The organism is Rickettsia felis URRWXCal2 (assembly GCA_000012145.1).
GTDB classification, from domain to species: Bacteria; Pseudomonadota; Alphaproteobacteria; order Rickettsiales; family Rickettsiaceae; genus Rickettsia; species Rickettsia felis.
The window spans coordinates 239,682-265,505 of the sequence record CP000053.1; the positions used below are offsets into that span (position 1 = coordinate 239,682).

A 25,824-nucleotide genomic window follows, 5' to 3' on the forward strand; every position below is an offset into this window, starting at 1 on the left:
ATTAACAACGTAAATTTAGATTATCAGAAGGATTTAGTCAAGAATATTTATTGTATTAACATATATTATTTGACTTATATATTATAACTATATATAGTTACAGTATGAAACAGTATATAAAACTTATAAATAAAGCTAAACAAAATCCTAAAGGACTAAGTTTCTCTGAATTTCATACTTTAATGACTAAGTGCGGTTGGGTTAAAGATAGGCAAAAAGGTAGCCATCAGATTAGGTACTCACCTAAAGGAGATAGGTTGTCTATTCAGACTTTGGGAAATATGGCAAAAGAATATCAAGTTCAACAATTTTTAAACTTTGAAAAAGGAAATGAAGATGAAAACAAATGACGCATTTGATGGGTTTACTATAGAGCTTTTTAAAGATACGGATGGAGATTGGCTAGCAAGATTTGAAGAGCTACCGAACGTATCGGCTTTTGGCAATTCGCCTGAAAAAGCACTGCAAGAATTACAACAAGCTTGGACTTTAATGAAAGAAAGTTATATAAGTCATAATCAGTCTATTCCTTTAGCACCGTCTAGGAAAGAATATAGCGGACAGTTTAATGTTAGAGTAGATAAACGTGTGCATCGAGCTTTAGTACTTGAAGCACTTAGAGCAAAAATTAGTTTAAATGCTCTAGTATCTCAAAAATTAACTTTATCGGTAAACAATGAAAAAAGCAGTTATTCTAGTTAGCGGCGGGGCAGATTCTGCTACGGTTCTTGCAATAGCAAGAGAAATGGGTTATGAAATCCATGCTATGAGTTTTAATTACGGACAACGTAATAATGCAGAACTTCGGAAAGTTAAGGAGCTTATAAAAGAATATAACGTCAAGCAGCATAAGATTGTTTATATAGATTTGCGAGCTTTTGGTGGTTCTGCTTTAACCGATAATAATATAGATGTTCCGCATTATCACGATGTAAACGAACTACCTGAAGATGTGCCGGTTACTTACGTGCCTGCTCGTAATACGATATTTTTAAGTTATGCACTAGGGTATGCAGAAGTAATAGGAGCAAAAGACATTTTTATAGGCGTGCATACAAGCGATTCGGCAAATTATCCTGATTGTCGTCCTGAATATATTAAATCTTTTGAAGAAATGGCGAATTTGGCAACCAATATAGGAAACAGAATTACCATTCATACTCCTTTAATTGATATGGCAAAAGAGCAAATAATTAAAACAGGGCTGGAGCTTGGAGTAGATTATAAAAATACAATTTCATGTTACGACCCTACGGAGGATGATTTATCTTGTGGTAATTGCCTTGCTTGCATGATAAGACTCGATGCTTTTAAAAAGAATAATGTACAAGACCCGATTAATTATGTATGATAAATAGAGAATATTTATATGCTCCTTTTCCTGCACTTGATTTAAACGATATAGTTTTACGTGCGTTAGTCGAAGATGATGCACAAGATTATTTTAATTATATGAGTAAGTCGGAAATGGCTATTTATATAACTGATAGTAATAGACCTAAAGACTTAGAAGAAGCTAGAGAAGAAATACGTTATTGGTCTAGTTTATATAAAAATCATAGAAGCTTTTATTGGGGAATTGCCCTTAAAGACGATAATAAATTGATAGGTACAGCAGGGTTTAATATAATAAATCTAGAGCATCATAGAGCAGAAATAAGCTATGATCTAGATCCTAGTTTTTGGGGTCAAGGTATGATGTTAAAATCTATAAAAAATATATTAAAATTTGCTGATTATATTGGTATTATAAGAGTACAGGCAACAGTAATTACTGATAATTTTCGTTCAATTAATCTTCTTGAGAGATGTGGTTTTGCTAGGGAGGGAATCCTTAAAAAATACGAAATAGTTGCAAATGAGCATAAAGATTATTATATGTATGGTAGGGTTGTATAGGGTGTTGTTGACCGTCATTGCGAGCGACTGTAAGGAGCGTGGCAATCTCATAAAATAATACTCCTGAGATTGCGTACGTACAAAACTTATAGTTTTTCCTCGCAATGACGATAATAAGAACTATTAAAATAAACATAAAAAAGAAAGTTAATGGTAGTAGAAGCTGATAAAAAAGAATTGATTTGTTCATTTTGTAGTAAAAAACAACATGAAGTAAAAAAACTAATAGCAGGCCCTGCGGTATTTATTTGTGATGAATGTATAGATTTATGTACGGATATTATGAAAGAAGAAAGTAAAGTTGCGTTAAAGCAAATTACTTCTTCAATTCCAACACCGCAAAAAATATGTGCAATTCTAAACGATTACGTAGTTGGTCAAGACCAAGCTAAAAAGATTTTAGCAGTAGCGGTTTATAACCATTATAAGAGACTTGAATATGTACAATCCGGCAATAATGACGTTGAGCTTAATAAGTCGAATATTTTATTGATTGGTCCTACCGGCTCAGGAAAAACTTTACTTGCTCAAACGCTTGCTAAAATTCTAGACGTACCTTTTACTATGGCAGATGCTACTTCTTTAACGGAAGCCGGTTATGTCGGTGAAGATGTTGAAAATATTTTACTACGCCTATTGATAGCAGCTGAGTTTAATATAGCAAAAGCACAAAAAGGCATAATTTATATTGATGAAGTTGATAAAATTGCCCGTAAATCGGAAAATCCTTCTATTACTAGGGATGTGTCAGGAGAAGGCGTACAGCAGGCATTACTTAAAATTATGGAAGGAACAGTTGCTTCCGTACCTCCTCAAGGCGGTAGGAAACACCCGCAACAAGATTTCGTACAGTTAGATACTTCAAATATCTTATTTATTTGCGGTGGTGCTTTTATGGGGATTGATAGCATTATAACCGCAAGAACTAATCATAGTTCTATAGGTTTTGCGGCTAACGTAAATATTGATAAAGAGAAAAATAATAGTGAGATTCTTAAATCTCTAGAAATCGAAGATTTAACTAAATTCGGCTTAATTCCGGAGTTTATCGGTAGGTTACCTATCGTTACGACTTTAGACGAGTTAGATAAAGATGCTTTAATTACAATTCTAACTAAGCCTAAAAACGCTATAGTAAAGCAATATCAGAAACAATTCGAGCTTGATGATGCTGAGCTTGTAATTGAGGCTGCCGCCCTAGAAGCTATTGCCGAAAAAGCTCTAGCTAAAAAGACGGGAGCAAGGGGACTTCGTTCAATACTTGAACATCTTTTGCTTGATAGTATGTATAAAGTTGCTGAGCTAAAGAAACAACGCGTTACTATTACAAAAGAGGTAGTTAACGGCTTAGTAGAACCGATAATGACCTCTCTCATTTCTACAAAATCAAACAAAAAACAACCGATTATTGAAGATATACCGGCGTAAATATTGTTTCCTCTCTATGTAATTCTTACGGGCTTGCCTGCGTGTATCGAAAAACGCATTCGGTGTCATCCCGTGGCTTGACCGGCGTTGTTGCATGGCTCGGTTTTCCCGTCATTGCGAGAAGAATTACATAGTAATTCGACGAAGCAATCCAGTAAAAAATTGCGTAAATCAGAATTTTTTTATTATTTTTCTGGATTGCCACGTCGCTTCGCTCCTCGCAATGACGGTTTTGATATCTACGCAACAATGCCATGCGGGAATGACATAAACGAGCCATGCAACAACACCGGCTTGACTATAGGACAACACTAATTTAGGATAAAATTTATCCTAAACTAATGTTATAACGGTTTAAATACCATTAAGAAAAAAATAATAATCAAACTGATAAATGCTGGCCAGCCTAGGTAGAACCATAATTTAAATAATTTATAATATTTTTCCGGTAGGGGAGTTCGTTGTTTTAATGCTTCAAATGCCATATTTCGTAGTTGAATTTGAATCCATACCACCGGAAGCCAACAACTACCGGCGATTATGTATCCGATATAAGTTAAGATAAGCCATAAATCAGAATAATTATAGCCAAGCATATTTACTAATATTATGCCGCTAACTGGTTGAATTATCACAGTTGGAGTAGTAAAAAGAAGATCAGCTATAACTGTAGTGCGAGCTGCGTATGCCTTTGCATTCAAGTCACCGGTTTTATTTGTCCACCACATAAAAAAAGCAGTACCGATTCCAGTACCAAATAAAATGGTAGAGCTAATAATATGAATAGTTTTTATAAAAAGATAATCCATTATTTATCTCGTTCTATAGCCATTAATACTAAAGTAAGTAATATTATTGGAATATTTTTAAATATCGGACCAAGCGGATCTAGCCATAATATTGGCTTAAGATATGTTAATAGTAGAGTATAAGCTAGTATTAATAAAATTTGTAAACTACATATCCTACTTATTTTATTTTTGATAATTAATAGAATTCCAAGAATAATATCTGTAAAGCAGCTTCCATATAATATATAAGGTGCTATTTGTTTATCAAATCCTAGTGATATTATAATTTGCATACTAGCATCATAAGCAAAAATGCTTGAAATAATTCCTGTCATTATCCAAAATAGCCCTAAGACAATTTTTATCACAGGTTTTAGAAAATAAAGCCTAGCGTGCCATATGGATTGTACGGTTAAAGGTTCGGTTGCAAAACCTTGTTGCAAGTTTCTAGGGATTATAGAAGTAAAATCGATAAAATCTTTTTTATCAGCAATATTAGGTTGAAGTAACATATTATACGCAGTAGAATTAATGGGTCCTATTTTTAGAAAATCCCCTAATTTAGCTGCTATTTTAATGAATATTAGAGGAATTTTTATTAGTCTTCCAGGATTAACTCCAAGCCATCTTCTAAATCCAAGTAAGATATCCTTCATGGTAACTATGTCTGGTCCAACTATTTTTAATAATTTGTGGATTTTTCCTTCCCTTTCTATACAGTGAATAATTACTTTCGTTAAATCATCAATATGAATAGGTTGAAATTGTTGTAAACCATCGCCTATTAAAGGAATAAAATACGGTAATGTTGCAAGAGCCCCCCTAAATAGTGAGGTACCACCGTAACAACCGCTTGCGTAAACAAGAGATGGCTGTAAAATTACCCAGTCTATATTTTCTAATTTTTGTAAATATGCTTCAGTTGCTTTTTTAGTTAAAGCATAAGCAGTGTTTTTTTCATCATCTATTCCAAGAGCTGAAATATGAATAATTCTTTTTACGTTAGTAAGGGTACAAGCCTTAAATAGAGCCTTTGGACCATTGACATGAACATTTTCAATATTATTAGCATGACTAGACGCTAATACACCTGATACATTAATAACTATATCTATGTTATTTAATCTATTTATCCAGCTTTGTGGTGTTAGGTCTATATTAAAATCACAATATATAACTTCTGCAGTAGGGAATTTTTTCTTGGTAGATTCAACATCTCTAACACAGCATATTACTTCATAATTATTCTTTAATAATTCAGCTGTAATATATGATCCAATAAAGCCATTAGCTCCTGTTATTAGTATTCTCATTATAATATAAACGATTTAGATAATAGACTTCTTGCATAACCTCCTTCTAAAGGTAATTTGTACGTCAATCCGGTACTCGCATCCTCACCACGTACTAGTATGTACGCTGCGGTTCTGTGTCCCGTATTTCCTTCAAATTCCTCTTTATAAGATAGGTTATGCAAGAAGTCTATTGATATTTTTTATATCATTAATCAGATCCTGTTGCAAATAGAAGATAAAAAAGGATATGTTATATCCATAACTATTGTTTTTTGGTTAAAAACTTTTGTACCCCAATACTCTTCTCTCTTATCATAAACCGGCGTTGCCCGTGTGTGATTTTAATATTATCTCATAATAAAATAATTAAAGATTATAAATAATTACATATAAAAGATTTGAATAAATATTAAGAGATTTTTATATTTTTTATTTTAACTTTAATATTTATTTAATTGAAATTATGAGTAATAAACTAGAAGTAATAATAAAATATTATAATGATATATCAAATTTAGGTGTAAGATTATGGAAAACTACTACAGCACTTGCTAGTTTTAATTTAGGTGAGGTATTGAAAATATGGTTCTGTGATAAAAATTTTAAAGATTTAACGATACTAGATCAAAGTTTTATTTATACTCAATATTTAGAAACAATGTTAAGTAAAGTAGCTGCTACCGGAAAGTATCAAGATGAGAATATCGGTCATTCTCACTGGAGCAATTGTTTTGAAGAGATAAATAATCAAGATCATTTTTTAGATACAAAGCTACAGAAGTTGATAGGAGTAGAAAACAAGAATATCATTGATTCTATGTTAGATAATATAGGGGATATAAATTCACTAGAGTTTAGTACCATTGTTACTAAAGCCCAAGTATTTTTAAAAAATAATTTAGATCAATCTGAAAACTTGATTAAAGCAGCCAAAGAAATCGATGCTATGGCATATCCTCTGACGAGAGAGTATTTTTTATATCGCTATATAGCTAAAGCAATATTACTTACAAATACTTTAAATGTATCTTCCTCTTATGAAGCCGAGTTTAATATAGTAAAAAAAGCTCATTTAAATTTTGCAAATTATCTTAATTCATTAGAGCAAAGTCTTACTAGAATAGAAAAAGCTACGAATAAAGATCATAAAATTGCTTCTTGGTTAACTGAAAAATCAGATTTAGTTAGCAACCATTCAGGTAAAATAGCAGCTACTTATGCTGCTCTTATAGCCGGTGTAATTGCTTTACGTTCGTATGTAATTGATGAAGAGGATCCTTGGTATGAATTATGTGCTTTACCGACCACTAGCCTTGCGATGCTACAAATTTTATTATCTTTTCCAGGTACGGTCTTATCAAATAGACAAACTAAAGAGATTAATAATAATATGTTTCAAGCATTAGAAAATAACAATGACAATGAAAATGCTGAAGATATTAAATTTTTATTTGATTGCACTCCAAGTTTTGCTAATGATGCCGTAAATACAACTGCGATTTGTTTTAGATATGCTGCTAATTTAGGGTTACAGCCTATCGATTTATTAAATAATGATATTGTTAATCGTATAATTGTATATACGGCTTTACGATGGTCTGCAGCTGCAGGAGTAGTAGAAGAACAAAGTAAAGTTACAAATTTTATGCAAAATAAATTAATTAAATTTTTGCATGATAAAATTGTACCGGCTTTAATTGAGAATAAGAAATTTACAGCTGAAGAAATTAAACCATATTTTCAGTTACTATATAAACATTCTGAAAAAGATAAGAATACGCAAATAAAACTTCAGGCAATATATAATAAACTTACCAATCAAGATATAGATTTTAACAATATTGAATCAGACATTAGTGCCTATCATGGATGGAAGAGTACTGCTATGTGTTCGGCAATAGCCACACTGATTTTAGATTATATCTGTTTTTATTTTCGTAATCCAGAATTAGAATTTTATGAAGATCCAATGTTTTATGCCTCCACTTCTGTTAAATTAATGCGTCTTGCTTCTTTATTAGTATCAACATATTGTGGCAATAAAGTTATAGAAAATATCACCGGCGAAAAATTAACTAATGATGTGTTTTTTCAAAAGTTTTACTATAATGATGCGGCAAGATTGACTGTAGCGATAGTACCCTTAATAATGTTTGAGTCTATTAAAGATTTAAAATTCTTAAGTCTTGCAACTTTAATAGATGTTTTAACAACTGCTATATCGGATTTAAATGTTGGTAAGGCAATTAGTAGTGCAGGTAAAAATATTGCTGAGAAAACCGCTACTACCCTTACTTGGCTTAATAAAATTGCCTCAGGTACAAACGATGATACAGTTATTAATATTGATGCTACAGAAGAAGTACCATTTCTAGGTTCTGTGCACTTTTGATTAATTATGATTATTCTATTAAAAGTAGACAGAATCTAGTATAAAAAATTATAATATTACTAATTTCTTTTTTTAGAGTATTTATGCGTATTAAAAATAAATCGAAACTTGTGTTAATTTTTCCATTTATATTATTAGCAGTAATTTTACCAATATATTTGTTATTAGAAATTTATGATCTAGGAAAAAATGGTATATATCGCAAGGATCTATATCAGGGGCTTTATTATAATTTTTCGTCCCTTTCATTACAGAAACAGTTAGAAAAGTACAATTATACCGTACAGCTTCCTAAAAATCCAAATGCTCCTTACAGAATTGCAATACTATGCAGACATGATCGTTTGGCCTGTATGAGGATACAGCAAGCAGCGAATAATCTTGGGTGGGAATCATTATTTATTTCAATAAGCACTAATATGCATCCGATAGATATTTTTAGAATGTATAGTATAGTTAGACAATTTAATCCTGATTTTACTATATCCGCAGCTGATTTTGGTAAGGTTGGGGATATTAGACACTATTTTATTTTACATTTTCCTTGTCTGAGAAATAATGCTAAATATTTGATAGACATTGCTTTGGTTCCCTATTATTGTCCTAAACCTATTAAATCTGATGGATTGCTTGCTGTTACGGATTTTAAAAAAATTAATCAATATTATGAAGATATTTCCATACCTATAATTGATTTCAAGTTTTCACGACCTAAAACAGAGTTTATTAAAATTAATTATTCGAGGTTATTTATGTGTGGTTATAATTGGGATAATACTCGCTCTGGTCTCAAATATAAAAAGTTATATAAACTACTTGATAAACGTAAGGATGTAGACATGTATGGTCCTAGATCAGGTTGGTTACTGCTTAATTCCTATAGAGGATTTATACCTTATAACGATCAGTTATTTGTTGATACAATAAGAAAAAGCGGTATTGGTTTAGCATTGCATTCGGAAGATCATATTATGGAAAACTTTCCTTCCGGACGAGTTTTAGAACTTGTTAGTTCTTCAGCATTGGTAATTGTTGATGAAATGCCGTGGGCAAAAGAAACTTTTGGTGATAATATACTATATATAGAAACTTTAAACAAATCTCCTGAGGAAATATACTCTCAAATAAATCAACATTTAGAATGGATTAAGTCTCATCCTGAAGAAGCTTATGAAAAGGCAAAAAAAGCTCATCAGATTTATCTCGATAAATTTACTATGGAACAAATCCTTACAAACGTAGCTAATATGCATAATAATATTGTAAGCCGGGAGAATTAGGGGGCAGAGAGTGTATAAAGTTATACTTATAATTTTTATGATTATTTGGGGAACAATAAATGTGTACGATTCTTCATTTATCCGTTTTTTTTATTATAGATTTTTACCTGTAGAAAAAATTACTAAACTGGATGTTATTAGTGATGAAAACCTGCAGACTGGTAAGTTGGAGATGAGTAAACATAAGGTTGTTTTTGCCGGCATTACAAGGAGTAATGCACCTCATTTACCAAACGCAATGCGTCATATAGAATATATAGGACAGTTTTTTTCAGATTACAGAATAATAATTTTTGAAAATGATTCTACCGATTCTACAAAATTAATGCTAAACTTGTGGCAGTTAATAAATCATAAAGTAAAAATTATATCACAGGACTTTTTTAACCAAAAAAGACCTTCTATAAAGTTCCTAGCGGATATTAGGAATAAATATCTAGAAATTTTAAATACAAGTGAATTTGATGAGTTTGATATAGTAATTATTCTTGATATGGATATAGGTTACGGTATTGATATTAGGGGAATATTAGACAGTTTTAGCAAAATTGATCGTTGGGATGTTGTATGCTCAAATGGAATATTTAACTCCAAAGGACAAATGTATGATGCTTTTGCCTTTCGTAATGAAGAATTTTCCTATACACCGTATGAGTATAACCTAAAAACCGGCAAGAGTTATTTTGATACGGAAAACCTTGCTTTAATGCAGAAAATATATCCTCCGGATTCAGATTTACTACCGGTAAATTCGTGTTTTAATAGTCTTACCATATATAAAAGAAAATTTTTTGAAAACTGCTTTTACGATTCCATAAAAGAAGATTGCGAACACGTATACCTGCATGAGTGTATGCGTTCTAAGCATAATGCACGAATATTTATGAATCCAGTACAAATTATCCGTTATGAGCATTATAGGTAAGGTTATAGTATACCTCTATAATTTTTCTTCTATTTGTGGTGGATTTTCTGCTTCTACTTCGATAATCTCAGATTTAGAAGAAACGATTTGATAACGCTCTAATGCTGCTGGCATGGCTTTATTTCCTGAATCAATGCCGAGTTTGTGAATGTTCTTAACTCTCGACATAAAATTACGATTAAACGAGGCAGCAAATTTATCATAATTAGTAACCATATTATGCAGGTTATTACCGATTTTTTGAGAATAATCAGCCATAGTACCTATAGAGCTTAGTAATTTTCTTACCTCTTCAATAATTACCTTATAATTTTCCGAACGACGATGATCAGTAATTTGAAATTTTGCAAATGATAGCATATTCATAAGCCCGGCAGGTCCTACGGGAAAGATATTACAGCTCCAAGCTTTTTGTAAAAACTCGGGATCGGCTGCAATAACTTTCTCGACCGCTTGTTCAGTGGGCAAAAACATTAAAGTAATAACATTGTTAAAGTTTTGATCCTTCTTGTTTAGATTAGTTAAAATATTCTCAGCATAGTCTTTATTAGCTAGAGACTTCAAATGATAATTCATAGTTTTGCTAAGATTCCCGCTATTATCCTGCTCGTCTACAAGAAATTTAGAAGCTTTGGAATCAATGACCATTAAATTACCGGAAGGAAGAAAAATAAGAGCATCAGGTCTTAGCTTTCCGCTATCTGTTGTAGTTAGACCGTATTGCATAATGAAATCTAGATTAGGACGTAAGCCCGAAGATTTTAAGATATTCTCAAGCGTAATTTCAGCAAGTAACCCCGCACCGATAGGAGAAAGTAGTGACTGTTTTATCAAATCAACCGTACCTTTTGATTGCTCTATATCTTTATTTAATGCTCCTACCATTGTAATTAGCCGCTCAAATTCGCTATTAAATTTTCCCGAAGCAGTAGCAATATTTTTCTCGGCTAGCTCTCTTGCGGCATTGTTTTCCATTTTGTGAATTTCGATTAATTGCTTAGACAAATCTTTACCTAAATCAAATAATGCAGCTTTCGCCGATGAAAATGACTCTTCCCTTATTTTTTCCGAATCCTTAATAGTCTGTTCTTGATATTCTACTTTGCACTTTAATTGCTCAATTTTCTGTAAACACCCTATTTTCTCTTGATTCAGTAGTTGGTTATTATTACTAATTTCTAGATTCTGCTCCGATAAGAATTGTAGCTGCGTTTTAAAGGTTTTAGTTTTTACATAAAACCAAATGATTAAAGCTAATAAGATAAGTAGTGCAGCTGCGGTAATCGGTAATAAATAAGGCATATGTTTTGTAATTTATGTGACCATTTCGTTGCTAATGTCGGAATAGCCTTGACCGTTTCGATATTAGCTTATAATATCTTTATAAAGTTATGGCATTACTAACAGACTCTGTGTCATTCCTGCGAAAGCAGGAATCCATTACTTTAAAGCTTTTTAAAAGCCGAGGTTATCTCGCTTTATGCTGGATTCCTGCTTTCGCAGGAATGACATAAAAAGTCTCATGTTGGCAACACTTATAGAGATATTATAATGGATAGGTTATATAAAAAGCAAGTTGAAGAATATCTAACAAACTATGGTAAGCTTGTATTTATAAGCGGAGCAAGGCAGGTAGGAAAAACTACAATATCAAAACAAGTAATCAAGCCTAATCCCAATTCAATTTACCTAAATTGGGACTATCTAGAAGATAGAAATAAAATCTTAAACAAACATGCGGAACTTTTTGAAAGTCTACTATCTACCGTATCCGATAAGAAACCGTGTCTAATATTAGATGAAATTCATAAATATAAAGATTGGAAAAATCTTGTAAAAGGGTTTTATGATAAATTCGGAGAAAATATTGAATTTATTATAACAGGTAGTGCCAAATTAAATATATATAAAAAAGGCGGCGATAGCCTAATGGGGCGTTATATAAATTTAACCGTGCATCCGTTATCGGTATCTGAAATAGCTAAAAATTTTGATAATAACACTGATTATATAAAAAGCCCAAAAAATATCACTATAGATGAATTTGAAGCTCTAATAAATTTTGGAGGGTTTGCAGAAAGCTATTTAAAAGCAACTGCTAAATTTCATAGAATATGGAGTAATCAAAGATTCGAGCAATTATTTAGAGAAGATGTAAGAAATACTGAAGATATCAATAATATTTATGCATTAGAATTGCTTGCTAGCATTATAAACGAGCAAGCAGGATCATCAATAAGCTATACGAACCTTGCTAATAAAGTTAGGGTTTCAGATCAAACAATAAGAAGATGGCTATCCTTGCTAGAAAAGCATTATTATTGTTTTGCGATTAAACCGTGGTCTAAAAATGTAGTAAAAAGCTTAATAAAAGAGCCAAAAATTTACCTTTGGGATTGGTCGCAAATAAAAGATATAGGAGCGAGATTTGAAAATCTTGTAGCTTCTCACCTTTTAAAAGCCGTGTATTTTTGGAACGAAACAGGGCTTGGTGATTTTGGTTTATACTATCTTCGAGATAAACAAAAACGTGAAGTCGATTTAGTAATAACAAAGGATGAGAAACCTTGGATTTTGGTAGAAGCAAAAGTAAGTGACTCAACCGTTTCTTCAAGCTTAAAATATTTTCATGAATTACTTAAACCTGAGTTTAGCTTTCAAGTAATTCAAAATAAACAAGCTATTTCGGGTTCTTGCTTTGATAAATCGGGTTTATGGATAGTACCGGCTATTACTTTCTTATCTCAATTTGTTTGATATGAATTTTTGCAAAAAAGGTAATCTAGTCAAATGTAAATCATGTGACCATTTCGACATTAATTATAAGCCATATCCTCGCACATACCAATAAATGTAGCTGAATTGACTATATTCACTTTATCTTCTAGAGGTCCGAGTGGCTGAGCCGGTTTTAACAATTCCGGCGTTAATATAAATTTGGTTTTTTTCTTGATATTCGATAAAAAAGGTAAATGTAAGCTATGAGGACTGTATATTATTACATATTTATCCCATTCTAGATATTGTCTATTCAAATGCTCTTTATATTCAGATGGACCATATACTTCTATACTACCAAATTTATATTTTTTTAAAGGATATAGTTCATAATCATAAAAAAAATCATTTGGATATTTATTACGCATACTTTGATTAAAATGAACAAATTTATCATTTTCTTTATGAAATACGAAAATATTTAAGCATCTTTCCCCGCAAATTACATAAATTTTATTATGTTTAACGCGATATCCTAATTGTTCAAATTGCGGTAATATTTGTTGCAAATGTATTTCGTCTTCATGCATAATACCGATATCTAAATCATCGTCAAAAGGAATTATGCCTTGATGTCTAACAGCTCCAAGCAGAGTGCCGCCTTCTATCCAATAATTAATATTATTCTTACCAAGTAGCTCATGAGTATCTTTCATTAGCTGATAAAGGCTAAGTGCTTTTTTCTCACTAATTCTATATCTCTTTACTTGTTCATCGTTTAAGAACACATATCGCCAATTATGTTCTAGTAGATAAGCATAGCAATACACCGACGAAAATAGTAAGAATTAAGCGTAAAATATTTTTAAAGGATAATATCGACTTTAATTTTATCACCTTGAACCTTAAATTACATTTTCCCAGCTGATATAACATTTTAAAACAACTGGCTATTACTTCTTTATCTCAATTTGTTTAAAAGCTTATTCTATCCTCTAAAGGACTAAAAGGCTGAGCCGGTTTTAACAATTCCGGCGTTAGTATAAATTTGGTTTTTTTCTCGATATTCGATAAAAAAGGTAAATGTAAGCTATGGGAATGCTCTATCACTGCATACTTATCCCATTCTGGATATTGCCTATTTAGATTTCCTATAGGATCAGCGGGACCATAAACCTCTATACTACCGAATCTATATTTTTTTAAAGGATATAATTCATTATCATAAAATGAACTCTTCGGATACTTATCTCGAGCTGCTAAATTAGTATATATAAATTTGTTTTGTTCTTTATGAAAAATAAAAATATCTAAACAAGCTTTTTTGCATATATTATAAGCTCTCTCGTAGGAAACAGTATAACCGAGTTGCTCAAATTGCGGTAATATTTGCTGCAAGTGTATTTCTTCTTCGTGCATTATCCCTATATCTAAATCATCGTCAAAAGGAATTATACCTTGATGTCTAACAGCTCCAAGCAGAGTGCCGCCTTCTATCCAATAATTAATATTATTCTTACCAAGTAGCTCATGAGTGTCTTTCATTAACTGATAAAGGGCAATAGCTTTTTCCTCGCTAATTCTATATTTTTTTACTTGTTCATCCCTTAAGGTTACATATCGCCAGTCATGTTCTAATATATAAGCATAAAAAAATATACCGGCAAATATAATTAATATTAAGCCTATAATATTTTTAAAGGATAACATTGACTTTAATTTTATCACCTTGGTCCTCAAATTGTATTTCTTCTGCCGATGTGACGTTTTTTAAATCTTCTGTTAATTCTGCAGATAATTCTATGCCGCTAACTTCAAGCAATTTTATCGGAGCTTTTATAGATAGATTTTTCTCAGCTTTGAATTTTCTGACGATATCTAGGATTTCAAGCAGTCCTTCTGCTCCTTTTGCATCGATTTTATAGTTTAAGTCACCGTAATTAACCCAATTGCCTTTTTCGTGTACAGATTTATCACTATATAATATTTGATATAATTCTTCGGTAATATGCGGCATAAACGGTGCAAATAGTTTTAGTAAAATTTGCATAGTATGATATAAAGTTAATATGCTACTATATTGACCGCTAGGGTTTTTGTTTTCCTCGTCATAAGCTCGATTTTTGCTTATTTCTAAATAATTATCACAAAATATCGCCCAAAAGAATTTTTCCGTCAGATGCATAGCATTTGCATATTCGTAGTTTTGCAACTCATTTGTAGCTAGCTTAACTAATTCTACTAGCTTATTAATCATCCACTGATCAAACTCGTTAGTGATTTTTTCTTTAACGTCTAAAAGCTTTGCTTGTTTATCTTTATCTTTTAATTTCTCAAAATGTATAGAAACAAATTTAGCGGCATTCCACAGCTTATTAACAAGCCGTTTGCCGTTTTTCATAACGTCTTCAGAATAGGCGGTATCAGCACCTAGTTTTGAATTTGCCGACCAATAACGTATGACATCGGAACCGTATTGTTCGAGTAGCTTTTCAGGAACTAAAACATTGCCTTTAGATTTAGACATTTTGCTTCGATCTTCAGCTAAACACCAGCCGCTTACCATGATGTTTTTCCACGGCAAAGTATTTTGGTGTAGATGAGCTTTTAGGATTGTATAGAACGCCCAAGTCCTAATAATTTCGTGTGCTTGCGGTCGGAGTTCCATCGGAAATAATTTATCGTGTCTCTCTTTATTAACAGTGAAATCATCAGAAATGCCATGAGTAGAAAGTTGCGGCGAAACAGAACTTGTTGCCCATGTATCCATAACATCTAAGTCAGGCTCTACTTCCTCCTTACTATAACCGATAGGTAAATCTTTTAATGGATCGACAGGTAGCTGTGAAATATCGGCGTATAAAATCTTGCCTTCTTCACCTACTCTTTTAGAGTACCAAACAGGAAACGGTACACCGAAATAACGCTGCCTACTTATGCACCAATCCCAGCTTATAGAATTAATCCAGCTCTCTAAACGAATCTTCATATTTTTAGGATGCCAATTTAACTCACTTGCTCTTTTAAGTAACGCTTCTTTATGTGATATCGTTTTAACGAACCATTGCGGAACGGTTAATATCTCAAGAGGAGCCCCTGACCTCTCAGCACATTTAACGGTATGAGTTATCTCTTCTTGTTTAGTAAGTAAATTCTGCTCTTTTAAAATATCTATTATTTTTGTCCTAGCTTCTTTAATTTTCAAACCATCTATAGCAATATCGTGAGGGAAGTCTATCGTACCTTTCTTAGTGACAATAGTTTTTAAAGGCAAATTATGCGTTTTCCACCAAGTAATATCCGTTTGATCACCAAATGTACAGCACATAACTAAACCTGTACCTTTATCTTGTTGTACTAAAGGATCGGCAAGCAGCGGAACTTTCCCATTAAAAAGCGGGGTTATAGCTGATTTACCTGCTAGATGCTTATAACGCTTGTCATCAGGGTGATAAAATACGGCGACGCAAGCAGGCAATAATTCAGGTCTTGTAGTTGCTATAGTAATAGACCTCTTCCCAAACTCTACTTCTAGAGGTAATTTGTGCGTCAATCCGGTACTCGCATCCTCACGTACTTTTATGTACGCTGCGGTGCTGTGTTCCGTGTTTCCTACAAATTCCTCTCTATAAGCGAATTTGGAAAAAGGTCTATCATCTTCTTCAATTTCAAAAGTAATATAATTCATGAAAGAGGTTTTTTCCTTATCATCAATATCAGCTTGGGCAAGAGCTGTACCATCTACTGGATCCCATAATATTGGCTGATCATTGCGATAAACTTCGCCTTTTTTAACTAAATCAAGAAAAGACATTTGAGAAATTTTTCGAGATAAAGGACTGATAGTTTGGTACTCTAAACTCCAATCAACCGATAAGGCTATTTGGTTAAATAGGCTTCTAAATTTTTCTTCTTCACTTGCTACTACCTCTTCACAAATTTTTATAAACTCAGATCGAGACATATTATAAGCTTTGATCTGCTTCTGTTTTTCAACAAGTCTCTCGGTAGGTAGACCATTATCGTCAAAACCCATAGGATAAAAGATATTTTTGCCCATCATACGCTGAAAACGTACGATAAAGTCGGTTTGCGTATAGCTGTAAACATGCCCGATATGTAACTGTCCTGAAACTGTCGGCGGCGGCGTATCAACTACATAGATTTCGTCTTTTGAAATATTTGGATCATAAGCATAAATTTGTTTCTCTTGCCAAATTTGCTGCCATTTTTTTTCATTTTCTGTAAAATTATAATTTTTCGGAAATTCTTTCATAGATTTTATAGTTGATTCAAGAATCTTATTATAAAGGTTATATGTGATTATGACAATAGATGCTTTTCCTTAGGAAGATATGGATATTTAGAATTTGTGCAAGTGGTACTTGCACGATTAATGACTTTTTACAACTGAGCGAACAAAAGTTTCTTGAAGACCTGTAACCTTGGCAATAACAGGAATTTTAAAGCCCTGAGTGAACATTTCCTTTGCTATTATTATCGCCTTATTATGTTCGCCCTCAGCTTTTCCTATCTCTTTACCTTGTACCACACCTTCTTGTCTTCCTTCATCTCTATATGTGTCAGCTATAGTTTTCATAATGCTCTCCTTATCTTTAGATGATAAATGCTTAGTAAATACTTGTACTAATTCCGGTTGTTTTTGTTTTGATAGTTTCGTATCAGTATACCATAAGAACGATCTTAGGTAAATATAACCTTTTTCTTTATCCAATATTATAATATGTTTAAACTCTGTTAAAAACTTTTCCCATAGTTTTATCATATCTCGCATATGGATATGCTTTATCATATATTCTAGCATACCTAAATGCTTCTTCTTGACGATTTCATCATCTGACATAGCTTGCAAATCAACTAATTGATAATCTTCAGTCATTAATTTCTTTGACATTACACTATCAGTAAATAAACTCCACAAATTACTTGGAGCATTATAAATTTCTTTACCGTTGTAAATAACTAAATTATAAACTAGCGTCAATTTATCCTTTCCTCTCTTATGTCTTTCACATAATAATAGTGTATATTTCCATAGACGCAAAGCTGCCCAATAATCAATTGTTGATTGGGTCTCTACTAATACATAAACAAACGCTTCTTTTTTATTATGGGTGCTAATTTTATATATTATATCACTATATCTCTTATTTAAAGATTCCTCAATGTAGCTTTCTTGTTCTACCGTTATTTTTGATAAATCTACTAAGTTCTTAAAATCATCGGGTAAGTAATATTCTAGAAATTCTTGTGCTGCTATCGGATCGGTCATTATTGTTTTTACTAATGAATCATGTTTTAATTTTTTGACCATAAAAATCTAGTAGCTTTATTTTATGGCATATTTTATCTTAATTCATATAAAATATCTACATCTATTTAAATTTAAAGTTTAATATTAATAATGATAAACAAACTTTTACTTACTTTAAAATTAATGCGGGCAGATAAGCCGGTACCTTATATATTAGTTTTTTTCCCTGCTTTATTTGGATTGCTGCTTGCAAACCCTTCTAACACTGAATTAGCTTATTTATTACCGTTATTTATTTTAGGTAGTATAACGACAAGGAGTAGCGGGTGTATTATTAACGATATATTTGATCGGAAATTTGATAAACATGTTGCAAGGACTAAAGACCGACCTTTAGCAAGTGATGCTGTGTCTGTTTCTTATGCTATTTTTATACTCTTTATTCTTAGTATTATATCACTTTATATCTTGCTACTTTTAAACAAAACAGCCATATATACAGGTTTTTTTGCTGTAATAATGATTAGCCTATATCCGCTAACGAAACGTATTACCTACTTCCCGCAAGTATTTATGGGATTTACCTTTAAGCTAGGGGCATTAATAGCGTATGCGGCAGTTCAGAATAAACTTGATGCGGCAGCAATTATTATGTATTTAGCATGCTGTTTTTGGGCAACCGGCTATGATACGATTTACGGATATATGGATATAAAAGACGATAAGAAAATAGGAGTGAAATCTTTAAGCATATATTTAGAGAACAAGCATCCTAAATTTTGGCTTTATGTATGCTATATAGGTTTTATATTATTATTTATCTTAGCAACAAAGATAGCTAACAATAATAGCGACTATTTACCTATTTTAGCTGCTTTAATTTTACTGATATTGCAAGTAGCAACTCTTGATACCCGAAACCCAGCTGATTGTATGACAAGGTTCAGAGCTAATAATTACGTTGGGCTGCTTTTAAGTTTAGTATTTTATTAAAAAATAGTTTACTTTTTAACTTTTTATTAGTATAATTACTCTAAATAATAAAAAGGATATGAACTATGTTAAGAAACAATACTTATAAAAAATCTTTTGCAGCATTAATAAAAGACCCAACAGCAGAATTTTATTATTCAGCATATTTTTTGTGTTTTATAGAAAAATTTACTGACCCTTTGGTTTCAAGAGGGGAGAAATATCGCTTGTATACTGATTCTAAAAAATTTTGGAGTAGCAGTGAGTATAATAGTCAGAAAGTTTATAATCGTGAAGATGTGAATAGCATGATATTTGATAAAGTAGCAGAAAAATACGGCACTAAAGATAAATCTGCATTTAAAGAATATATACATATTATCCGTAATAATTATATGGATATCGAGTACGCCGGACACATTAGAGCAGGTTGTGAATCTTATAAAATACCTAAGTTTTGTAGACTTGTAAATGATGATTGCTATAAAGAACTAACAGACATTATAGGAGTAACTCCTGATGCTTACTTAGAAGCGGTATCTCATTAACGTTCCGCTCTCACAGCCCATAAAGTTACCATCGAGATTACAGCTATATAAACCGCAATTGATAAAGAGCTGCCGGTTACATGCCAAAGCATTAGGCAGATTGACGGGGTAAGGCGTCCGATTAATGAAGCACCTATACTACTGCCGATACCTACTAACATATATTTATCGGCAGTTTTAAATAAATCATTTAGCCAGCAATTCAAAGGTGCTAAGAAGCCAACACCGAGTATTATAATCCAAATACGCACGAAATTAACATACCATATAGACGAATTATTTAAGAACAGCCATAAAGGAATTATACTTAAACTCATTAAAATAAGAGTACCGTTTAATATTTTAAGGTAATGGAATTTTTTTGTCAGATGACCTATTATCGGAATCATAACCATATCAAAAATCAGAAATTCCGTATTAAATTTCATCATTGTTTCAATTGATATATCAGTGATAAGCGGAATAAAACTATTCATAAAAACGAAAGGCACTATATAGGTCATATATGAGAAACCTACGACAAAACTAATGCGTAAGATACTTAGTTTGCTGTTCCAAATTGTGTTTAAGTCAAGTAATAGTGAAGATACTACGTCATTGCGAGGAAAAACCGTAGGTTTTGGCGAAGCAATCTTAGGCAAAATTCCTGAGATTGCCACGCTTCTTTTAGTCGCTCGCAATGACGTGTAATTCCCGCTCTTTCTTAAAAAATAACCTATAAGGGCCGTAAATCCGCCAAATATGAAACATAAACGCCAATATTCATTATACTCTACATTTAAAACTATAGTACTGATAAATGAAGCAAGGATAATACCGACCATAGTAGATGTTTGATAAAGGTAAGAAGCTTTAAACGCTTTTTTTTCTTCTTTATTCTCTAAAATATACAATTTTGCAATAGCACATTCACCCTCGGAATATATACCTTGTAATGTTCTAAGCAAAACTAATAATAGAGGTGCAAGCCAACCTATTTGTGCATGAGACGGTATCAAACCTATCAGGCTAGTTGTGAAAGCAACGCCGATTAAGGAATGAGATAAAGCAAAAACCCCGTCGTATTTTTTAGCAATTACGCCAAAAAAATAAGAGCCTACAGGGCGTGTAAATAAAGACGTAGCAAGAACGCTATAGGTAAGTATTAAGGCGACGACTTTATCATGATTCGGGAAGAAAATACCGGCAAGTAGCGGAGCAAGAAATCCATAAAGTGCAGTATCAAAATGGTCCATCGCATTACCGATTAGAATCGAAAAATCCCTTTTGCTTAATGAATTGCTCATATATACTACGAGTAAATGAAAAATAGGTATACTTCGACACAACTTCAAAAAGAGCAAGGAATCCACAAGGCGAGGAGGCCTTGCGTGGACCTGCTTTTCCGTCATTGCGAGAAGAATTACGTAGTAATTCGACGAAGCAATCCAGTAAAAAATTCTGATTTACAGAATTTTTTTATTATTTTTTCTGGATTGCCACGTCGCTTCGCTCCTCGCAATGACGATTAGATATCCACGCAACAACGCCAGGCGAGGAGCGGAGTGTATACTTAAACGTTCAGCACCACAGCTCTTGTAGGATGACGTAGCCAATTTTTGAAGTTCATCGAGTATATTAATAATTTCTTGAAATACAAGCAGTATATAAGTATGTAATCTTCCTTGTAAATATTTTTTTAAGAGATATGATTATAAAGTTATAGCTTAAAGTAATTGTAATTAATGAATAATTTGAAACAAGGAAAGTTTATTACGTTTGAGGGCGGGGAGGGGATTGGCAAATCTACTCAATCTCAAATGCTCTATGAATATTTAAAATCTCAAAATACTCCCGTTATTTTAACTCGTGAAGTCGGTGGTACTGCCGTCGCCGAAAAAATGCGTGAAATTCTAGTACATGAAGAATTGTTACCCATGTCCGAGCTATTACAAGCTATGGCAGCACGTTATGATCATATGGTACGGAAGATTATACCGGCTCTGCAAGATGGACATATCGTAATATGTGATAGGTTTATTGACTCAACTGCATGTTATCAAGGATTAGAGCTAGAAAACGGCATAGATTTAGTTTATAATCTGCACAAAACTTTAATGCCTTCTCTTATGCCGGATATTACGTTTTTTATTGACGTAGAGCCGGATACTGCTATTGAGAGAGTAAACTTACGAAATATGAGCAATAAATTTGACGTAAGGGGTATAGATTTTTACAAAAAAATCTATGATTGCTTTAAAGAATTAAGTAATAGATTTCCTGAGAGAATAAAAACAATTAAAGCGTCGGATTTAAGTCCGCTTGAAGTACATGAGTTAATAAAAAAGCATTTATATACTCGGTGAATTTCAAAAATTGGCGTTGTCGCTCTACAAGGACGAGGGTGCTCACGTATTATTATACGCTCCGCTCCTCGTCTTGAGAACTCCTAGCTCTTTTTGAAATTGACCTTCGTCTACCAACTCTTTATTTATTAGAATTATACTATGAAGAATACTTACTACATTACTACCCCTATATATTACGTTAACGATGTTCCACATATCGGTCATGCTTATACTAGCGTTGCAAGTGACGTTATTGCTCGTTTCATACGACTTTGTGGTTTCGACGTAATGTTTTTAACAGGTACCGACGAACACGGGCAGAAAGTAGAAAAAGCAGCTATCAATAAAAATATCGACCCACAAAAATTTACCGATCATACATCCGAAAGTTTTCGTCATCTGATGAATGTTATGAATATTTCCAATGATGATTTTATCAGAACAACGGAAAGCAGACATAAAGAAGCCGTAGCTATTTTTTGGCAGAAATTACTAGATAACGGTACAATCTATGAGGGATTTTATGAGGGCTGGTATGCAGTGCGAGATGAGGCTTTTTTTGATGAGTCGGAACTTACGAGTGACGGTTTAGCACCGACGGGTGCCCCAGTTGAATGGGTTAAAGAGCCAAGCTATTTCTTTAACCTTTCAAAATGGCAGGATAAATTGCTTGAGTTTTATGAAGCAAATCCTGATTTTATTAGACCTATATCAAGGCGTAACGAAGTAATTAGCTTTGTTAAATCAGGTCTAAAAGATTTATCAGTATCGCGTACTACTTTTAACTGGGGAATAAAAGTTCCAAATAACGAAAAACATGTAATTTATGTTTGGCTTGATGCACTTGCTAGTTATATTTCGGCACTTGGTTATCCTGATAAGCAGAGTAATTACGGTAAATTTTGGCCGGCTGATTTGCATGTAGTCGGTAAAGATATCTTACGTTTTCATGCGGTTTATTGGCCGGCTTTCTTAATGGCTGCTGAAATCCCGCTGCCGAAAACAATTATGGCTCATGGTTGGTGGACGAATGAGGGGCAGAAAATCTCTAAATCTCTCGGTAATACCATTGATCCGATTAAATTAATCGATGAGTTCGGCGTTGATCAGGTTAGGTATTTTCTGATGCGTGAAGTAACTTTTGGAGCGGACGGTAATTTTGCTCGTAGTAATTTAGTTACCCGAATTAATAGCGAACTATCAAACAAGATAGGTAATTTATTACAGCGTACTACAGCTTTTGTTTATAAGAATAATGACGGCAAAGTGCCTTTGCTTATGCAAGGTATCATAGATAAAATATATGAGCTACCGATTTTAAAGACTGCAAGTAAATTTGCCGAACAGAATATTTTATTGATGGAGAAAACTGAAATTAATAAAGTGCTTGAAAATATTATTAATTTGAGCGAAGAGGCAAATATCTATATTGATAGTGAAGCACCTTGGAATTTGAAAAAAACCGATCCTGAAAAGATGTCAGAGGTGCTATATACTCTACTAGAAGTATTACGCTATATTGCAATAATGCTTCAGCCTTTTATACCGAGTTCGGCGAATAAAATGTTAGATCAGTTAGGGGTAAATAAAGAAGAACGTTTATTTAAGCATTTAATACGTGATTATGCTTTAAGAGCAGGAAGTAGTATTTTAGAACCTGCCATAATATTTCCGAGATTTGAGGGGGATGTTGTATAAATCTTGTTGTGTCATTTCCAATTCCTTCTATGTCATTCCCGCAAAAGCGGGAATCCATTTTTTTAATAAATTATATATTAGATTTTTATATTATTTTTTATTGGATTCCCGCTTTCGCAGGAATGACATCGGCATTATAGCATGCTAATAGATTCGCATTGTCATCTTAATTTACTTACCAAAGATACGGATTTAGATTCCGTCATTCAAAGAGCATTAGAAAATAATGTACAGTATATGCAAACTATCTGCACTAAAATTGAAGATTTACCAATTGTTTTAGAAATAGCTGAAAAATATGAAAATGTTTTTGCTTCTGTTGGGGTACATCCGTGCGAAGTGAATTCTTCTATTAGTCATTGCGAGGCACTGCAAGTGCTGTGGCAATCTCAGGAAGCTTGGACAAGATTGCCACGTCAAGACTACGTCTCTCCTCGCAATGACGCTGAGGTAATTATTAAGCTTACCAAGCATCCGAAAATTATCGGAATCGGTGAGACAGGTCTTGATTATTATCATCAGCCTTACGATAAAAAATTACAGCAAGATTCATTTGTAGCACATATACATGCGGCATCCGCTACTAATTTACCTATTATTGTTCATACAAGAGAAGCAGATGAAGATACTATTGATATTTTAACCTCGGAAATGCGTAATAGTAAATTTCCTGGGCTAATCCATTGTTTTACCTCATCAAAAAATCTAGCAACAAAAATGTTAGATATCGGTTTATATATTTCAATGTCCGGTATTATTACTTTCAAGAATGCAACTGATTTGCAGGAAATAGTTAAATATGTGCCGCTTGATAGATTATTGATTGAAACCGACTCACCTTATTTAGCACCTACGCCTATGCGAGGCAAACAAAACGAACCGGCTTTCGTTAGATATGTTGCCGAGAAAGTAGCCGAACTCAAAAATATCACCTCAAAAGAAGTAGCAAATATTACTACTCGTAATTTTAAAACATTATTTTCTAAATTTGAAAAGCATATTCGTTTAATTTGAAAAATTGGCGACAAAGTCTTTTGCTGATAATCTTCACGTACTAGTTGTAAGCTGCGGTCATCAGCTTCAAGACGCCTTGCTCTTTTCCAAATTAAACTTCGTCTACCTACTTTTCATTTGCTCATAGTATAAATAAATAATACTTTATAAAATCATAAAGATTGATAATTTAAAGTTGAAATTTATAAAATAACATGTATATTTTATAGTATTTCAATTATTAGTATATTTAATATGGAATTTGATCGCAAAAATGCCATTATTAGTTTTTTAAAAGAAAATGAAGATCAAAAATTTACCTCTTATGGAATAGCTGAATGGCTTGTAGAAAATTACATTGAAGAAGCAAGACTCAAAGCAAATGCAAGTACAAATAAGAGATTGTTAGAAGCAAAGACTCAAGAAGAAAAAGATAAGGAGATTATAGGAATTTATGCAGGGGAAATTAGTAGTAGTAAGCTTTCTGCTGAACGAAGACAAGAACCTAATATTAGAATAGAGCTAAAACCTAAGCTAAAATTTTATTATTCACAAAACCCTGATTACTATGTCAATAATGAACAAGCCACAGAACCTAAAATAAATGCAAATAAAGAAGATAAAATAACCGAAGAGCAAGTATGTGATACACTTGCATTATATCTTCAAAACAAATTGAAGATTCATAATATGCCTATTAAGCATAATTTTTCTTCAAATAAACAAGGAACTAAAGGTAATAAGTGGTTACATCCAGATTGGGTAGGTATGGAGGTTCTTAATGAAAAATGGGGATTACTAATTAAAGATTGTGCTAAATATTATGCAGGAAAACAAGCACGACTTTGGTCTTTTGAAGCAAAAACAAAAATCAACCGTAGTAATTTACGAGAATATTTTTTTCAGGCTTTATCAAATTCCTCATGGGCACATTATGGCTATTTAGTTGCTGCTGATTTAATTGAAAGTAGACAAAATGATACCAGGCATGAACTTGAAATGCTATGTACTAGGTATGGTATAGGATTTATTTTAGTAGATATAGAAAATCCTGAAGATAGTAAAATATCAATTCCTGCTAGAGAAAGACCGGAAATAGATTGGAATATGGCTAATAGGTTAGCAGAAGAGAATAAAGATTTTGAAAATTATATAAATAATATTGATACATTCTATAAAAAACAGAAAGTAAATGATAGTACTTGGTTTAATATTAATGACCACGTAAATAAAATTCCTAAGCAAAACAAGAAGAAAAAATAAATATTATTTATATTAAAGCT

22 protein-coding genes and 3 pseudogenes are annotated in these 25,824 nt (G+C 32.5%); 15 read left to right on the forward strand and 10 right to left on the reverse strand.

All coding sequences use genetic code 11. The features are described 5' to 3' along the window. The first annotated feature begins 104 nt into the window (after nt 1–104). The 5 genes from RF_RS01175 (at nt 105) to clpX (ending at nt 3,327) form a co-directional block, all read left to right on the forward strand. Complete coding sequence (locus RF_RS01175; RefSeq protein ID WP_011270567.1) at nt 105–350, forward strand: type II toxin-antitoxin system HicA family toxin; 246 nt, start codon at nt 105–107, stop codon at nt 348–350. Continuing rightward, nucleotides 337–702, forward strand: a complete 366-nt coding sequence (locus tag RF_RS01180) for a toxin-antitoxin system HicB family antitoxin (RefSeq protein WP_039594813.1) — start codon at nt 337–339, stop codon at nt 700–702. The genes RF_RS01175 and RF_RS01180 overlap by 14 nt, the downstream gene beginning before the upstream one ends. Next, a complete protein-coding gene (gene queC / locus RF_RS01185; RefSeq protein WP_011270569.1) occupies nt 677–1,351 on the forward strand; it encodes a 7-cyano-7-deazaguanine synthase QueC in 675 nt (224 codons plus the stop codon). The genes RF_RS01180 and queC overlap by 26 nt, the downstream gene beginning before the upstream one ends. Then, entirely contained in the window at nt 1,348–1,899 is a 552-nt protein-coding gene (locus tag RF_RS01190) for a GNAT family N-acetyltransferase (RefSeq protein ID WP_011270570.1), read from the forward strand. The genes queC and RF_RS01190 overlap by 4 nt, the downstream gene beginning before the upstream one ends. Nucleotides 1,900–2,049: 150 nt before the next feature. Continuing rightward, nucleotides 2,050–3,327: an ATP-dependent Clp protease ATP-binding subunit ClpX gene (clpX, locus tag RF_RS01195; protein ID WP_011270571.1), complete on the forward strand. Its 1,278-nt coding sequence runs from the start codon at nt 2,050–2,052 to the stop codon at nt 3,325–3,327. Nucleotides 3,328–3,671: 344 nt separating this feature from the next. Here clpX and RF_RS01200 read toward each other — a convergent pair whose 3' ends face one another. The 3 genes and pseudogenes from RF_RS01200 to RF_RS08520 form a co-directional block, all read right to left on the reverse strand. Continuing rightward, nucleotides 3,672–4,136 (reverse strand): DUF2269 family protein, encoded by a 465-nt coding sequence (locus tag RF_RS01200; RefSeq protein ID WP_011270572.1) that lies wholly within the window; start codon nt 4,134–4,136, stop codon nt 3,672–3,674. Further along, nucleotides 4,136–5,431, reverse strand: a complete 1,296-nt coding sequence (locus RF_RS11150) for an NAD(P)H-binding protein (RefSeq protein ID WP_011270573.1) — start codon at nt 5,429–5,431, stop codon at nt 4,136–4,138. The genes RF_RS01200 and RF_RS11150 overlap by 1 nt, the downstream gene beginning before the upstream one ends. A gap of 2 nt (nt 5,432–5,433) precedes the next feature. Beyond that, nucleotides 5,434–5,604, reverse strand: a pseudogene (locus RF_RS08520) (palindromic element RPE1 domain-containing protein); the annotation flags it as partial. Between the two features lie 272 nt (nt 5,605–5,876). Between RF_RS08520 and RF_RS01210 the strand changes: the two are divergent. The 3 genes from RF_RS01210 to RF_RS11160 all read left to right on the forward strand — a co-directional run bounded on the left by RF_RS01210 (nt 5,877) and on the right by RF_RS11160 (nt 10,010). After that, complete coding sequence (locus RF_RS01210) at nt 5,877–7,805, forward strand: hypothetical protein (RefSeq protein WP_011270574.1); 1,929 nt, start codon at nt 5,877–5,879, stop codon at nt 7,803–7,805. 83 nt (nt 7,806–7,888) lie between these two features. Then, on the forward strand, nt 7,889–9,085 hold the full coding sequence (locus tag RF_RS11155; protein ID WP_011270575.1) for a glycosyltransferase family protein: 1,197 nt from the start codon (nt 7,889–7,891) through the stop codon (nt 9,083–9,085). Between the two features lie 10 nt (nt 9,086–9,095). Beyond that, nucleotides 9,096–10,010: a hypothetical protein gene (locus RF_RS11160; protein WP_011270576.1), complete on the forward strand. Its 915-nt coding sequence runs from the start codon at nt 9,096–9,098 to the stop codon at nt 10,008–10,010. 15 nt (nt 10,011–10,025) lie between these two features. Here RF_RS11160 and RF_RS01225 read toward each other — a convergent pair whose 3' ends face one another. After that, the gene (locus tag RF_RS01225; RefSeq protein ID WP_011270577.1) at nt 10,026–11,312 is read right to left on the reverse strand and encodes a DNA recombination protein RmuC; all 1,287 of its coding nucleotides are present in this window, start codon (nt 11,310–11,312) and stop codon (nt 10,026–10,028) included. A 249-nt stretch (nt 11,313–11,561) separates the two neighbouring features. On the opposite strand from RF_RS01225, the gene RF_RS01230 reads away from it, so the two are divergent. Next, nucleotides 11,562–12,767 (forward strand): ATP-binding protein, encoded by a 1,206-nt coding sequence (locus RF_RS01230; RefSeq protein WP_011270578.1) that lies wholly within the window; start codon nt 11,562–11,564, stop codon nt 12,765–12,767. A gap of 59 nt (nt 12,768–12,826) precedes the next feature. Here RF_RS01230 and RF_RS01235 read toward each other — a convergent pair. From RF_RS01235 to RF_RS01250, 4 genes and pseudogenes are all read right to left on the reverse strand, one after another. Beyond that, a pseudogene (locus RF_RS01235) lies at nt 12,827–13,625 on the reverse strand (LicD family protein). Between the two features lie 78 nt (nt 13,626–13,703). After that, entirely contained in the window at nt 13,704–14,456 is a 753-nt protein-coding gene (locus RF_RS01240; RefSeq protein ID WP_041405307.1) for a LicD family protein, read from the reverse strand. Next, complete coding sequence (locus tag RF_RS01245) at nt 14,425–17,004, reverse strand: valine--tRNA ligase (RefSeq protein ID WP_011270581.1); 2,580 nt, start codon at nt 17,002–17,004, stop codon at nt 14,425–14,427. Before RF_RS01245 ends, RF_RS01240 begins: the two co-directional genes overlap by 32 nt. Before the next feature lie 117 nt (nt 17,005–17,121). Then, nucleotides 17,122–18,063 (reverse strand): Rpn family recombination-promoting nuclease/putative transposase, encoded by a 942-nt coding sequence (locus tag RF_RS01250; RefSeq protein WP_011270582.1) that lies wholly within the window; start codon nt 18,061–18,063, stop codon nt 17,122–17,124. Between the two features lie 90 nt (nt 18,064–18,153). On the opposite strand from RF_RS01250, the gene ubiA reads away from it, so the two are divergent. Next, nucleotides 18,154–18,996: a 4-hydroxybenzoate octaprenyltransferase gene (gene ubiA, locus RF_RS01255; RefSeq protein ID WP_011270583.1), complete on the forward strand. Its 843-nt coding sequence runs from the start codon at nt 18,154–18,156 to the stop codon at nt 18,994–18,996. Nucleotides 18,997–19,061: 65 nt separating this feature from the next. Continuing rightward, entirely contained in the window at nt 19,062–19,523 is a 462-nt protein-coding gene (locus tag RF_RS01260) for a hypothetical protein (protein WP_011270584.1), read from the forward strand. Here the strand turns inward: RF_RS01260 and RF_RS01265 are convergent. Then, complete coding sequence (locus RF_RS01265) at nt 19,520–20,809, reverse strand: MFS transporter (protein ID WP_041405308.1); 1,290 nt, start codon at nt 20,807–20,809, stop codon at nt 19,520–19,522. The genes RF_RS01260 and RF_RS01265 overlap by 4 nt on opposite strands. 94 nt (nt 20,810–20,903) lie before the next feature. Next, nucleotides 20,904–21,055 (reverse strand): annotated as a pseudogene (locus tag RF_RS11885) (zinc ABC transporter substrate-binding protein); the annotation flags it as partial. Between the two features lie 192 nt (nt 21,056–21,247). Here RF_RS11885 and tmk point away from each other — a divergent pair. The 4 genes from tmk to RF_RS10840 all read left to right on the forward strand — a co-directional run bounded on the left by tmk (nt 21,248) and on the right by RF_RS10840 (nt 25,804). After that, nucleotides 21,248–21,868 carry a dTMP kinase gene (gene tmk / locus RF_RS01270; RefSeq protein ID WP_011270586.1) on the forward strand — a complete coding sequence of 207 codons (621 nt, stop codon included), beginning with the start codon at nt 21,248–21,250 and terminating at the stop codon, nt 21,866–21,868. Nucleotides 21,869–22,009: 141 nt separating this feature from the next. Beyond that, nucleotides 22,010–23,548: a methionine--tRNA ligase gene (metG, locus tag RF_RS01275; RefSeq protein ID WP_011270587.1), complete on the forward strand. Its 1,539-nt coding sequence runs from the start codon at nt 22,010–22,012 to the stop codon at nt 23,546–23,548. 141 nt (nt 23,549–23,689) lie between these two features. Further along, on the forward strand, nt 23,690–24,562 hold the full coding sequence (locus tag RF_RS01280) for a TatD family hydrolase (protein WP_011270588.1): 873 nt from the start codon (nt 23,690–23,692) through the stop codon (nt 24,560–24,562). Between the two features lie 234 nt (nt 24,563–24,796). Next, nucleotides 24,797–25,804: a hypothetical protein gene (locus RF_RS10840; protein ID WP_011270589.1), complete on the forward strand. Its 1,008-nt coding sequence runs from the start codon at nt 24,797–24,799 to the stop codon at nt 25,802–25,804. Nucleotides 25,805–25,824: the final 20 nt, after the last annotated feature.

Coding starts and splice junctions, on each gene's coding strand:
- RF_RS01175 (WP_011270567.1), top strand. CDS start 105: ATGAAACAGTATATAAAACTTATAAATAAAGCTAAACAAAATCCTAAA.
- RF_RS01180 (WP_039594813.1), top strand. CDS start 337: ATGAAAACAAATGACGCATTTGATGGGTTTACTATAGAGCTTTTTAAA.
- queC (WP_011270569.1), top strand. CDS start 677: ATGAAAAAAGCAGTTATTCTAGTTAGCGGCGGGGCAGATTCTGCTACG.
- RF_RS01190 (WP_011270570.1), top strand. CDS start 1,348: ATGATAAATAGAGAATATTTATATGCTCCTTTTCCTGCACTTGATTTA.
- clpX (WP_011270571.1), top strand. CDS start 2,050: ATGGTAGTAGAAGCTGATAAAAAAGAATTGATTTGTTCATTTTGTAGT.
- RF_RS01200 (WP_011270572.1), bottom strand. CDS start 4,136: ATGGATTATCTTTTTATAAAAACTATTCATATTATTAGCTCTACCATT.
- RF_RS11150 (WP_011270573.1), bottom strand. CDS start 5,431: ATGAGAATACTAATAACAGGAGCTAATGGCTTTATTGGATCATATATT.
- RF_RS01210 (WP_011270574.1), top strand. CDS start 5,877: ATGAGTAATAAACTAGAAGTAATAATAAAATATTATAATGATATATCA.
- RF_RS11155 (WP_011270575.1), top strand. CDS start 7,889: ATGCGTATTAAAAATAAATCGAAACTTGTGTTAATTTTTCCATTTATA.
- RF_RS01225 (WP_011270577.1), bottom strand. CDS start 11,312: ATGCCTTATTTATTACCGATTACCGCAGCTGCACTACTTATCTTATTA.
- RF_RS01230 (WP_011270578.1), top strand. CDS start 11,562: ATGGATAGGTTATATAAAAAGCAAGTTGAAGAATATCTAACAAACTAT.
- RF_RS01245 (WP_011270581.1), bottom strand. CDS start 17,004: ATGAAAGAATTTCCGAAAAATTATAATTTTACAGAAAATGAAAAAAAA.
- RF_RS01250 (WP_011270582.1), bottom strand. CDS start 18,063: ATGGTCAAAAAATTAAAACATGATTCATTAGTAAAAACAATAATGACC.
- ubiA (WP_011270583.1), top strand. CDS start 18,154: ATGATAAACAAACTTTTACTTACTTTAAAATTAATGCGGGCAGATAAG.
- RF_RS01260 (WP_011270584.1), top strand. CDS start 19,062: ATGTTAAGAAACAATACTTATAAAAAATCTTTTGCAGCATTAATAAAA.
- RF_RS01265 (WP_041405308.1), bottom strand. CDS start 20,809: ATGAGCAATTCATTAAGCAAAAGGGATTTTTCGATTCTAATCGGTAAT.
- tmk (WP_011270586.1), top strand. CDS start 21,248: ATGAATAATTTGAAACAAGGAAAGTTTATTACGTTTGAGGGCGGGGAG.
- metG (WP_011270587.1), top strand. CDS start 22,010: ATGAAGAATACTTACTACATTACTACCCCTATATATTACGTTAACGAT.
- RF_RS01280 (WP_011270588.1), top strand. CDS start 23,690: ATGCTAATAGATTCGCATTGTCATCTTAATTTACTTACCAAAGATACG.
- RF_RS10840 (WP_011270589.1), top strand. CDS start 24,797: ATGGAATTTGATCGCAAAAATGCCATTATTAGTTTTTTAAAAGAAAAT.